General features: G+C 37.4%; 13 protein-coding genes. 8 read left to right on the forward strand and 5 right to left on the reverse strand.

From position 1 onward, the window contains the following. Positions 1–79: 79 nt before the first annotated feature. Positions 80–682 (reverse strand): LURP-one-related/scramblase family protein, encoded by a 603-nt coding sequence (locus tag EZ456_RS16125; RefSeq protein WP_131531853.1) that lies wholly within the window; start codon positions 680–682, stop codon positions 80–82. A gap of 404 nt (positions 683–1,086) precedes the next feature. On the opposite strand from EZ456_RS16125, the gene EZ456_RS16130 reads away from it, so the two are divergent. Then, positions 1,087–1,932: a CvfB family protein gene (locus EZ456_RS16130; protein WP_131531855.1), complete on the forward strand. Its 846-nt coding sequence runs from the start codon at positions 1,087–1,089 to the stop codon at positions 1,930–1,932. Positions 1,933–2,268: 336 nt separating this feature from the next. On the opposite strand, the gene EZ456_RS16135 is transcribed toward EZ456_RS16130, so the two are convergent. The 3 genes from EZ456_RS16135 to EZ456_RS16145 form a co-directional block, all read right to left on the reverse strand. Further along, positions 2,269–2,940, reverse strand: a complete 672-nt coding sequence (locus EZ456_RS16135) for an MCP four helix bundle domain-containing protein (RefSeq protein WP_131531857.1) — start codon at positions 2,938–2,940, stop codon at positions 2,269–2,271. Positions 2,941–3,132: 192 nt separating this feature from the next. Further along, positions 3,133–4,566: an ATP-dependent DNA helicase gene (locus EZ456_RS16140; RefSeq protein WP_131531859.1), complete on the reverse strand. Its 1,434-nt coding sequence runs from the start codon at positions 4,564–4,566 to the stop codon at positions 3,133–3,135. A 307-nt stretch (positions 4,567–4,873) separates the two neighbouring features. Continuing rightward, a complete protein-coding gene (locus EZ456_RS16145) occupies positions 4,874–6,013 on the reverse strand; it encodes a putative sensor domain DACNV-containing protein (protein ID WP_131531861.1) in 1,140 nt (379 codons plus the stop codon). Between the two features lie 505 nt (positions 6,014–6,518). On the opposite strand from EZ456_RS16145, the gene EZ456_RS16150 reads away from it, so the two are divergent. From EZ456_RS16150 to EZ456_RS16175, 6 genes are all read left to right on the forward strand, one after another. Further along, positions 6,519–7,325, forward strand: coding sequence for a DUF3822 family protein (locus EZ456_RS16150; RefSeq protein WP_131531863.1), 807 nt, complete (start codon positions 6,519–6,521; stop codon positions 7,323–7,325). Next, entirely contained in the window at positions 7,316–7,852 is a 537-nt protein-coding gene (gene rsmD, locus EZ456_RS16155) for a 16S rRNA (guanine(966)-N(2))-methyltransferase RsmD (RefSeq protein ID WP_131531865.1), read from the forward strand. The genes EZ456_RS16150 and rsmD overlap by 10 nt, the downstream gene beginning before the upstream one ends. 460 nt (positions 7,853–8,312) lie before the next feature. Then, complete coding sequence (coaD, locus tag EZ456_RS16160) at positions 8,313–8,774, forward strand: pantetheine-phosphate adenylyltransferase (protein ID WP_029279302.1); 462 nt, start codon at positions 8,313–8,315, stop codon at positions 8,772–8,774. A 14-nt stretch (positions 8,775–8,788) separates the two neighbouring features. After that, positions 8,789–9,121, forward strand: coding sequence for a hypothetical protein (locus EZ456_RS16165; RefSeq protein ID WP_131531867.1), 333 nt, complete (start codon positions 8,789–8,791; stop codon positions 9,119–9,121). Positions 9,122–9,240: 119 nt separating this feature from the next. Then, positions 9,241–9,744 carry an RNA polymerase sigma factor gene (locus tag EZ456_RS16170; RefSeq protein WP_131531869.1) on the forward strand — a complete coding sequence of 168 codons (504 nt, stop codon included), beginning with the start codon at positions 9,241–9,243 and terminating at the stop codon, positions 9,742–9,744. After that, the gene (locus tag EZ456_RS16175) at positions 9,734–10,339 is read left to right on the forward strand and encodes a hypothetical protein (RefSeq protein ID WP_131531871.1); all 606 of its coding nucleotides are present in this window, start codon (positions 9,734–9,736) and stop codon (positions 10,337–10,339) included. The genes EZ456_RS16170 and EZ456_RS16175 overlap by 11 nt, the downstream gene beginning before the upstream one ends. 345 nt (positions 10,340–10,684) lie before the next feature. Here the strand turns inward: EZ456_RS16175 and EZ456_RS16180 are convergent, their stop codons facing one another. Further along, complete coding sequence (locus EZ456_RS16180) at positions 10,685–11,296, reverse strand: NUDIX hydrolase (RefSeq protein ID WP_131531873.1); 612 nt, start codon at positions 11,294–11,296, stop codon at positions 10,685–10,687. A 437-nt stretch (positions 11,297–11,733) separates the two neighbouring features. Here EZ456_RS16180 and EZ456_RS16185 point away from each other — a divergent pair, with 437 nt between their 5' ends. After that, positions 11,734–12,600, forward strand: coding sequence for a hypothetical protein (locus tag EZ456_RS16185; protein ID WP_131531875.1), 867 nt, complete (start codon positions 11,734–11,736; stop codon positions 12,598–12,600). Positions 12,601–12,638: the final 38 nt, after the last annotated feature.

Here is a 12,638-nt window from a genome sequence, read left to right on the forward strand (position 1 = left end):
TTTATTTAAAGGAATCCACCATTCAATAAATCAATCATTCTATCATTCAATAATTCTGTCAATCTCTCATTAATCTAATTTACTTACTTTCCTTCAAAACCATATCGATGGTAATGGCAGTAGCCACAATCGCAACTTTTTGATTGCTTTCTGCATAACTGGGGTCGATAGAAACGTTGTATTTATCGGCTGTTGTAAAAACTTCTTTCAAAGCACCAGCCCATTTTTTGCTTATTTTGCCCATTTCGGCACCTGCATTATTGGTTATGCTAAAGTTCCAGGCTTTCCAATCGCCAGATATTTTTGCGATCTCCTCGCCCGATGTTGGACTTGAAATGGTAAAAGTTGGCTTAAAGAATTTAAATTTTTGTTTAATAACACCCACTTCAACACCAAGCGGATCGGTAACGATAATTTTCGACATCCAGAATGTCCAGCCTCTTGTAATGGTAGCCTGCAACTGATCGTTAGTATCGGTAATTTCTAATTTAAAAGGCATCATACGTTTGTCAACCAATAAAGTTAATGCCTTTTGCCAGCCAGAAATGCGTTGTTTAATAATCCCGATCTGAGCGCCCTGATCGTTGTAAACTTTGTACTCGTTCGCAAACTTTAAAAAGTTTACTTTCTCATCAATAAAATATTCGTCGCTTAAAAAAAATGGAGGAATCTGCTTGTTCATATTGTAGATTTAATATTAGATAAGCTGCTAAATTATATATTTTTTTTCATTGCAGGTTCAAGTAACAGTGATAGATCGTTATTGATAGCTCCCAGTTTACGTCATTTCGAGCGGAGTGCAACGTAGTCGAGAAATCTAATTGTAATAGATCTCTCCACTCCGCGTTGCTCCGGTCGAGAGGACGACCGCTCTAGCCGAGTCAGTCAATGGTAACCTGGCTAAAAACAAATATTAGGTTAGTTTTTTCACCACAGATAAGCACAGATAAACACGGATATGAATATCTGTGCACATCCTTTTCATCTGTGGTTAAATTATCTCAAATGATTTAAAACCAATTTGCAACTAAACATTATTACCTTTGCAGCAAAAGCCATTGGAGAAAATGGTTAAACCCAAAACAAATGATTGAAATAGGAAAATACAACGAGTTAAGGATTTTAAGCAAAACAGAAGCTGGATTAAACTTAACCGACGGCGATAAACTAGTGGTGCTGCCTTACCAATATGTTCCGAATGGTGTAGAAATTGGCGATAACATTAAGGTTTTCGTATTTGTACAGAAAGATGGCCGTTTAACCGGAACCACCCAGAAAGCTTATGCCGAAGTAGGTGATTTCGCTTTTTTGAAAGTGGTTTCTGATGGTGATGATGGCGTGTTTATGGATCTCGGCATCGATAAAGATGTATATGTGCCAGATAGAGAGCAAAAAAGGCCAATGCAAAAAGGCTATAAATATGTGGTTTACCTGTATTTAGACGAAAGTAACGACCGCTTATTGGCTTCTTCTAAACTATACGATTTTGTAGAAGAAGATGGCTTTGATTTTGAAGAAGGTGATGAAGTTAGCTTATTGATTACCGAAGAAACTGATCTTGGTTTCAACGCCATTATCAACAACACTTATATTGGTTTGCTTTACAATAATGAGGTTTTCGATAATATCCAACCAGGTGAAATGCGTAAAGGCTGGATCAAGAAAATCCGTGTGGAAGGCAAGATCGATTTAACCCTCCAGCCAAGTGGTTATGGCCATATCCTCGATTCGAAAGAGATGATGTTAAGCGAATTGAAAAAGAGTGGCGGTGTTATTGAACTGGGCGATAAAAGCTCTCCTGAGGAGATTTATCATCGTTTCCAGATCAGTAAAAGTGCCTTCAAAAAAACCATTGGCTCATTGTATAAAGAACGTTTAATCGTACTTTCTGATGATTCAATCAGACTGATTACAGACGATGAAGCTGAATAAAAAGCATTGGCCACGGAGACACGGATTATCACGGAATACTGTTCTGTAATTTCAATGTCTCCGCGGCAAAAAATGATTATAGCGAAATAATCTTCTGTGCTTCCCCGCCTGAACGGCCGGGCAGGCGGGGCAAAAACTAATTCAAATTTTATTTATCGGTTGGTGTCACACCGACCGAAAGAAGCAGGCTCACCTCCAGATTGGATAAATTGGTAATGTTGGTCGGTGTGACACCGACCAATAGGCAAAGGTCTCTCCTCCGAAGGAGTCTTGGGAACACTGCGATCGAGATGATGAAATATATTCCGTGACCTCCGTGCCTCCGTGGCAAAAAAACTAATTCAAATTAAACTTATCACTCTGAACCTTCACTACATTCGATGCCGAAATAATAGCAACGATCATAATCCCGATCACAATAGCCAAAATTACCTGTAGAGTAGAGTAAACCTTGGTTCCCGAAACAAAAATTTCTGATCCTTTAATCAGCTCGTTCCCTACTTTAGATTGTATTTTAATGAGTGCCGAAAGTTTGGCTAAAGTCTGGTTTGCTGCGTTCCTACCCATCGATTCATAAATTGCTCTTCCCTCTGTGCCAGCCATGTTCAAAATTTTAGCCTCTAATCCTTGTTGAACAGTTAATGCTTTTTTAAGGTCATTTAAAAAGTTTTGCTCCTGCTTTACCAATAAGGTGAGCTCGTATTTATTGATTACCGAATCTATTTTACGGTTGTGTGTATTCATTTTCACCATACCAGTTGAGGGATGAACAGCACCATTACCTAACAAGGTTTCCTGAAGGATCTCATTTTTATAATGCAGATTTTCAGCAATAAAATATAAATCTGTTGCTGGTACAAGCCTATCATTATACATTGAAATAAAAGATTCGTTAATCTTCTCTACACTTTTATCTTCCAAAAAACGGATCAATAACGTGCAGCACATAATGCAAAAAAGCAAGAAAGCAATTTTCAGCTTGTTTTTAAGACTAAAGGCAAATTTCATATTATAATTGGTTAGTATATTCGACCACAAAGGCACAAAGAACACCAAGAAATAAACTTTATGCCTTTGGTTAACTTATTTCATTTGTACACAACACCAAGAAATAAACCTTTGTGCCTTGGTGTCCTGGTGGTTAACTGTTTCGATTAATAAATCTGTGCAATCATCTTTATCAATCTGTGTAATCACTTTCTAAAAATAATCCTCCTGCACAGTCTTTGCGAAAAGCTGAGGAGCAAAATTGACTAAATATAGCTCTTTTTTTGCTCGTGTTACAGCGGTGTATAACCAGCGGAGAAAATCGAGATCGATCATTTCTTCGGTAAGATAACCCTGATCAGCAAAAACAGCATCCCATTGTCCACCCTGTGCTTTATGACAAGTAACCGCATAAGCAAACTTAATTTGTAGCGCATTATAAAAAGGATCAGCTTTAATGGCCAACATCCGCTGCCGCTTATTGGCGATATGCTCATAATCTTCATTAAGCCCATCAAAAAGCTTTTTATTCTGCTCATAAGGTAGATTGGCACTTTCTAAATTGAGCGTATCCAACATTACTTTGCAACTAATCTGTCCTGCGGCGGGGAAATCCATAAACTCTAAAGTGGCATCGGCAAAGCGGAAACCATAACGTTCTTCCTCTCCCCTCACACGGATCACCTTTGCCATATCGCCATTGGCGATAAAAGCAGTATCCTCATTCTCAGGCAGCCAGAAATAATTGTTCCGCACCACCATAATCTGATCGCCACCTGTTAATTCCTCCTCTCGGTACAATAACCTTGCTCTAATCTGCTGGTTATACACATTGGCCGATTTATTGGAACGGCAAACCACAAGGGTATTTTCCATTCCAAATTTGCGGTAAGCATATTCCAAGCCTTCTACCAAACGAGCACCAGGCATATTGTAAATGTCGGTATAACTTTTAGTCAGGAATTTAGGTAGTGGATTTTCAGGATTTTTGGCAATCTGATTTCTCAACATCGTGGCATTGGCCAAAATACCCGATTTCTTTCCTTGCCTAACCACTTCCTTTAACTCGACAGATGAAACTGTTAACGCAAATTTATCTTTGAGGTACCGTTCGTTCAGTGCCGGACTATCTAAACTCCCCACAGGAGGCAATTGTGCTGTATCGCCCACGAAAAGCAAAAAGCAATTTTTAGTATTGTACACAAACTCGAGCAGATCCCTTAATATTGAAGAACCCGTTTCGTTAAATTCATCGGCAATCATCGAAGCCTCATCGATAATAAAAAGTGTATTTTCGGAAAGGTTCGGTGCTAACTGAAACTGCATTTCAGGCGATGCTGCAGAGCGCTTGCGGTAAATCCGTTTATGTATGGTTAAGGCTTTGCGGTATGAATATTGGCTCATTACCTTTGCTGCCCTGCCAGTTGGCGCAAGCAGTTCACTACGCAAGTTAAATTGTTTCAGTACCTTCACCAAAGCCGCTACAGATGTAGTTTTACCCGTACCTGCGTAACCTTTAAGCACAAAACAACGGTGCTCGTCATCCTCTTGCAAAAACACCGACATCCGTTGGCAAAAAAGCAATTGCTCCTTAGTTGGACTATGTTCGTATGCTGAAGCTATAAGCTGGCTTTTATCGGTTAACATGTATTGTTAAATTGTTTTATTGATAAATTGTTTTAGGAAAGCAGTTGCTGCGCTAATTTGTTCCGGCAGTCGATCTTTCCGTTATATCTTTTTTGTGAGTGTCACACTGCGAGGAATCGTCATTCCCAACTCGATTGGGAATCGTAATGCAAGCGCTTTAAGATTCCCGCCTGCGCGGGAATGACGATTGCTTTACTTGAATCCGTCAATGGTAGATTGTCGAAGTAACCTCAACAAAAAGGCATGCTCCTTTTTAAGCATTACCGCGGCTAAACAATAAAGCAATGGAACAATTAAACAATTTTTGCTACAAAAGTAAGGTTTCAATGCGATGTGCCATTACCATATTTTGTTTTTTACTAAAGCTGAAAATGGTAAAATGGCCATCCTGAGAGGCTACCAAACCTATAGATTGAGGCTGATCGTTAACAAACTGTGCCACAGAAAAATGCCGCGTGCCACCTAGCTGTCCGGGATAAAGAATTTTATCTTCACCACCAACAATTGGCTCCGAAAATGCAATCTGTTCTACTGTTGGTTTGCCTTTAGCCCGGCCAATTTTTGCACCAAAAGCAATCAGATCAAATTCTTCATTGATGATCGTTGCACCATCAACGGCTGTTAAACCTGCTAAATGATCAACCTCGCGGCGTACAGCGCCCTGCGAAAAAATTTCACTCTGGTTACCACTCTGTTTCGCCAGGTTGGATAGGCCACAGAATGGAGGTTCTACCAAATACTGTATCGGGTGGATAATAGATTCTTCCCATTTCGTATCACCTTTCGGCACAATTAGCAAGGCTCCACCACGGCCATGTGCACGCATAGAAACTGAAAACTGAATCAGGATATTGATGGGGTCGTTCCAGCTTGCTAAAACAGTCAAATCTAACAAGGCCTGCAAAATAGGCGGACAATCTTTATTCGTGCAGCTTCTATCGTCTACAATCCGGATCTGCTCCCCTTTTAGTACAGCAACATTGGTAAACTTACCTATGCCGTAAATCCTTCGGTGTTTAATTACAATTAATCCAGGTTCAGAAACATCAACTACAAAACAAAAGTTCGGAATATTTAAGGTTGTTCCCCAGATGTAAAGCTCACTATCTTCTTCCCATACGCCTAAGTGAATACCAGAACGTTCTATCCCAGGAGCTATTTTGGTTAATGTGTTGGCATTTAAGGCTAGCTTTTTCGCAAAATGTAATGGTTTCGAGGTTTGCTCAGGTGGTAAAAATGCGATCGAAATGCGTGGCGAATGCCCTTCCTCCTTACGCAGGCTGCTCCAAAAAGCAACATCGATTATTGCTTCAATTATTTTTCGATCTGGTTGAGTAGCCAAATCTATCTCACCCTGTGCAATTGCATTTTTGTGCAGTTTAACAAAATGTTGCTCAATAGTTGCTGCAATCGTGTTTGCCGCTTTATAGGTAGGCTTGTAACTCATGTTTCGAATTTAAGCCGAATATTTCGATTTTTGAATAGTTGAAAGGTTTGATTTTGGTAAAAAAACACAGACATTTTTACCACAGATCTTCACAGATAAACACAGATATTTTCGATGCAGTTTTAACAGCAAAGCACGCAGGGAAGGGATTAACCATAAAGACGCAAAGGGCACAAAGTTAATTGCATGTTTTTGTCTCTAAATCCATTTCTTAGGTGAACTTAGGGGTCTCAGGTGGTAAAAAGTTCGTTGGCCATTTGTTCATTCGGTAATTACAGCCCTTTAATTCGTCATGAAGAGGGCTTTTCAATTGAGTAACAACCTCCTTAATGTTCTTAATGATTAATAATATTACCATTAAGGAGTTAAGAAAGTTAAGTTCTTTTTATCTTATACAACTTACTCAATTATCAGTCTGACCTTGTCGAAGACCTTTTAATGGTCAAAACCAAAAAATTAACCAGCAACTTACTGTTAATCCTTAAAAAAGTCTATTTTTGTTTCAATGAGTAACAATAGTCTCTTATTAGTCGATCCGAATTTTAAAGCTGATGCATCTGCAAACTGCCATTTATTATTAAAAATAACGAATGACAGCTTTTCTTATGCCGTCGTGAGTAAGGATACAGAAGAGATCAATATCATTTTTGATAGGCAGGGTTGCGATGATGTGCAGCAAGAAATAAAATCTGCCTTTGAAACCGATAGTTACCTATCATTAAACTACGCAACGGTAAAAGCAGCAATCCATACGTCAAATTTTATTTTTATCCCTGATGAGTGGTTTGATGGTGAGAACCTGGCCGTTTACGCTAAATATTTAGGTTCCGATGCTAAGGTTTATACCAAACATAACAATGTACTCGGATTTAATACTATTTTTTGTTTAAATGAAGAGGTGAAAGCAAATCTGCCTGAAAAAACAGATTTATTTCCGCAATCTGAACCACTAATGGCTTTATATAACCATTTGGCAGACGAATCTTTATTAATCGATTTTACAGCAGTATCTTTCAATGTGCTGTATACAAAAGATAAAAAGATTGTTTTTCAAAACCACTATCAATCAGAAAATGCAGAGGAGTTTAATTATTTCCTGTTGTTAATGATCGAACAACTGGGTTTAACCGATACCATTCCGGTTTATTTACAAGGCATTATAAACGAAGATGATGAGCATTATAACTGCTTATTAAAATATTTTAACCAACTTTATTTCTTCCTTCCGGCTGGAAAACAAGATAGCGAATTATTGGCCGATATGCCTAAGCACTATTTCACCGGTCTCCTTGCTTTAGATTTATGCGAATAATTGGTGGCAAATTAAAGGGCATCCGTTTGCAGCCCCCTGCAAATTTACCGGTACGCCCAACTACGGATATGGCCAAAGAAGCACTCTTCAATATCCTAAACAACAAATATGATTTCGAAACCTGTACTGTTTTGGATTTATTCTGCGGCACCGGAAATTTAACTTTCGAATTTGCATCACGTGGTGCAGAAAGTATTTTAGCGGTTGATATGGATTATGGTTGTGTAAATTGGGTTAAAAACACCGCAAAACAATACCAGTTCGATCAAGTTGAGGTACGCAAAGGCGATGTTTTTAAGTTATTGAAACAAATGACTGGCGCTTACGACCTGATCTTTGCCGATCCACCGTACAATATGCCTAACATCCCGCAGATTCCAGTGATGGTTAAAGAACAGCAGTTGCTTAAACCCGATGGTTTACTCATTGTAGAGCATCAAAGCCATATGAAACTGAACAGCCAGCCCGGTTATACCGAAACCAGGAAGTACGGCAATTCATCATTCAGTTTTTTTGAGTTTAGTTAAACACAAATAATTTTTACCACAAAGACACCAAGCACACGAAGTATATATTTTTGTGAGAAATATCTTAATGTGCTTAATTCGTCAATGGTTAAAAAACAAAACCTAAGAATATCCCATGTAAATCCGCTCTTTCGTTTTTAGAAGTGAACATTTAGTGCATTGTGGCGGGCTTCAGTCCTGCTTTTCATTACAAGTCCTCACCCGATGCTAATTTAGTGCCGATTCATCGGTAAAGAATCGGGTTCCGGGCTTTCCATTGCACTCAGGCTTATTGTCAATGGTCTGCTTTAATCATGATACCCAAAATCAACTTAATGATCTTAATTTCTTAATGTTAAAAGAACATGACTAGAAAATTATTCCGTGTAAATCCGTGTTTCCGTGGCAAAAAATAACCCCTTTTTGTGTTCTTCGTGTCTTAGTGGTAAATAATTTCAGCTTAAAAATCTATATTTGAATCATGAAGATAGCGCTATTTCCGGGCTCATTTGATCCGATCACTATTGCTCACGTAAACATTTTACAACGTGCCACTCCACTTTTCGATAAAATTGTAGTGGGTATCGGACTAAACAGTTCTAAACAGAATTTTTTAAGTGCAGAGCAGCGTCTTCAGATTTTACAGACTGTTTTTAAAGGCTATCAAAACATCGAAATCCAAACTTACGAGGGCTTAACAGTCGATTTCTGCAGAAAAATTGATGCTACATATATGGTACGCGGCATCCGTTCAGCTGCTGATTTTGAATATGAAAGAGCCATCGCACAGATCAATCAAACCATGATGCCCGAAGTAGAAACCATTTTACTTTTAAGCAAACCAGAATATTCGGCCATCAGTTCTACCATTGTGCGCGATATTTTAAGAAACCATGGCGATGTGAGTCCGTTTGTACCAAAAGAAGCGCTTAGTTTTTTATAGAAACCTAACTCCTCATGCTCGTTCATTTTGGTAAAACAGAGAAACTGCTCAATTTCTATGAAGATGAATTGGCAAGCTGTGATAATTGCAATGAGACAACAGTAACCTATCGCATCGTTCAGGAATATTATCAAATCAATAGTATTCCAATCCTTCCTGCCGAAAAATACACAGGAATGAGTTGCGATAGCTGTAACTTTAGCAACAATAACGTAATAAGCGAGAATGCTAAACTGTATGAAAAGCTCTCAAAAACCCCATTGTACCTGTACACAGGCGCTGCAATTTTAACCGGCACTTTTTTATTCCTGATCATTGGCGCTATTTATACAGCAATTATTAAATAATCTGTAACTATACTTATTTTTAAGTTGTAGCCAAACGTTACGGCAGAGGATTCATGTAATTTTATTTCAATAAATCTGTAACGTTTTTAAAAATCTGTTACCAATGTAGTATATATTAAATGGAAGAAACAGAAAACATATTTCTCGCCCTGATCAATCAGCATAAAGGCATTATACATAAGATTTCCAAAATGTATATGAATGGTGCCGAAGAACAGCGCGATCTGTTTCAGGAAATCGCACTACAGCTGTGGAAAGCCTATCCTACCTTTAAAGGCAACGCTAAATTTAGCACCTGGATGTACCGAGTCTGTTTAAATACAGCTTTAATCTACTTTAAAAAGGAGAACAGAAAAGTAGATAAAACGCCATTGGATGAAAATATTGATGTAATAGATGTAAATGAAAGTACCGAAAAGGAAGAAAAACTAGCCTATCTGTACACGGCTGTTCAAGAGCTAAATGTTATAGAAAAAGCATTGATATTTCTCTTTCTCGAAAATCAATCCCACCGCGAAATTGCCGAAAACCTGGGTATTAGCGAGGTAAATGCACGGGTAAAACTCAACAGAACTAAAGAAAAATTACAATTTATCATAAAGAAAAACGGTTATGAATTTTGACGATATAAAAAATGAATGGAATGCTGAAAGTCCCGAAGGAAGCAACATTTCTACCGATATGCTTAAAATAAAACAAGCACATACCCCAATTGACAAAATAAGAGGAAAAATGAAACACGAGTTTTTTTACCAGATCTTCTTTTTGGTCATCATGGCCTTCATTCCTTACTTTTTTGGGTTTTCATCGGCAATGAATCAGGTATTTTTAATGTTTTATGCCATCACCTGCGGATTTACGGCTTATTACTTTTTTAAATTTTACCTATTCTATAAAAACTCTTACGACCTGAGTCTGGATACGCGTAAAAACATCCTTTGGTTCTATTACGAAATGAAACTGAATATCGAACTTTATAAAGCGCTAACCTACATCATTGCCTTTATTGGAATTGCCTTTATTACAGTTTACCTATTTATAGAAAAAGCTTCCATTTTCACCAGAATTTTAGGAAAACTATCACCTGTTTACATCTTGCTGAACTGCTTTATTACCATTTTGATTATTGGCGCAATTACCGAGCTATGGGCCTGGTATTACTACGGAAAGTATTTAAAGCAGGTTAAAAAAGTAGTTGATGAGTTGGATTATGAATAGTAATCCGTGCAGCAGGAGCTTTAAGTGCAGCCAGATGTTACCATCTGACTCATAAAACTCACCGATTCATTGATTTTTAAATAACTTTGTAAGTGTCAGATGGAAATATCTAACACCACAACTTAAACAAATATCAAATCTGTGTTCATCCTTTTTATCTGTGGTAAAAAATATCGTAATGGTGCAGTCAGATGTTACCATCTGACTGTTAAAGTACATTAAAAAGCGGATCCTGTAATTGTTCCAATCCGTGTCAGATAGAAATATCTGACACCACAAGATACCGGTATTTACTACAAAAGATGCTGAAACAAGTTCAGCAGGACGATCTCTGGGATAGAATACTTATAGTATTCCTCCGGCCCTTAAAACATCCATAATTGACGGAAAAGTATTTTTAACCACAGGCGAAATATGATTTTTATCCAGCCAAACCGCTTCATCAATCCCTTCTTCTTTTTGAGGGACTAATTTTGGTTCCCCTTTAACCTTCATTTTGTACCAGTTTGTTTTCTTGATCACCATTTTAGTGCCAATGGGGTAAACATGATAGGTTTTACAAAGTTTTTCTTCGCGTTTAAGGACCCTGATTCCACACTCCTCTTCCACCTCACGAACAGCAGTTTCCTTCATTTTTTCACCTTCCTCGAGCTTTCCTTTAGGCAGATCCCACTTTTTATTTCGAAAAATAAACAGGTAATTTCCATTTGCACTCTCTACCAAACCACCTGCGGCTTTAATAATAGTACAATCTTTCTTTAGCTTTTTAAAGGTCTCCTGAGGATTTTTTGTCAAGAAAATATAGCTCTTTTTAGAACCATTTTTTAGCTTTTTGTAGAATGTTTGCAGATTAAAATCTTGAAATTCAAGCTGTTGAATTTTTTCCTTTTGCTCTGGCAAAAAATCTGAGATAAACAAAGTATTATCGTTGATATAAATTCTATAATTTCTTGGCATATATTTTTAAAACACATTAATGAAGCACACTACATTTTATAGCAACCCACTCCTTTCCTGATTACATTTAAAGAGTTCTTTCTGCGAAACCTATATATTTTGCAATGCTCTAAAAGTAGAAAAATTGTTGGGTAATTTATAGGGTATAAAAAAAGGTTACAACAATTAATGTTGTAACCTTATCTAAATTAACGCTCTCAATCAAAGATTGATGCAAGGCTCTCACCCCTTGCTTGCTACAAATATATAATAATTTATTAAAGGATGGAAAAAAAATAAATATTTAATTAATGATGATCCTATAATACTAAAAGCCAGATACACTAGAATGTAAAAAAAACGGTTAGTAATCTGTATTGGAACATTCGCCTGGAAAACTATGATGAATAATTCCCTCAACGATAATATTTTTCATAATTTTAACCTTTTAATCTGCCATGCCCATACCCTCATTATCCGAAACAGATCTGGAAGCATACCGAAATGATCTTTCTAACCCAGAAAAATCAACAGGAGCGCTCTTTATTACATTAACTGGGCTTTATCAATGTTTTGCCGGCAATGAACAGCTGTTGGCAAGTTTCGAATACGCATCTGAACTACACAGTTTGGAAAAAAGTTATGCTTCGAAAAAAGAGCATTATAATAAAGAAATTGCTGAACTTAAAAGGCAGTTTAAACAATTAGATAACCGTATTGTTGCCGCAGAGCAAAAGCTACGTCATGGTATACCCGACGATTTGATGGTAATGGATAAAATTATAGCTGAGCAAGAATCAATTGTTGAAGATCAAGAAAAGCTTAACCATGCCGAATCATCCATCGTAGAGCAGATTAGAATAATAGATATAGCACATGGAAAAGACCTTCAGAAGCTAGAACAGCAACAAAACAACAGGAATAGTCCCCTAAACAGTAAACTCTCTGCTTTCAACGAACAGATAAAACAAGCAGAAAAACGCATTACACTAAAAGCAAGTGCAATCTCGGTTATTGCCATCATCGGCATTCCTTTAGTAATAGATATAGCTTTTGTTTCATTAGGATTGCCCGCTTTAAGCAAGAATACCAATAACCTGATTTTTACCCACTATATCTTTTTAATAACACTGATCTTGGTCGAATTGTTCCTTGCCGAAAAGATCAGAAGCAGGATTTCGGGCATATTATCTATCTCTTACCTTAAAGATTCGCTAGGTACACTCCAAAATCTGCTAATGGAAAACAAAAAACAAATTTTCAAAGTAGAATCTGAGCACAACATCTCCATATCAGAATTTGTAAAAGGAAATTACACCGCGTAAGAAGTTGATTTGTTTGATAAACAAATAGGGATTTAGAA

Source organism: Pedobacter psychrodurus, from assembly GCF_004331735.1.
Classification (GTDB): Bacteria; Bacteroidota; Bacteroidia; order Sphingobacteriales; family Sphingobacteriaceae; genus Pedobacter; species Pedobacter psychrodurus.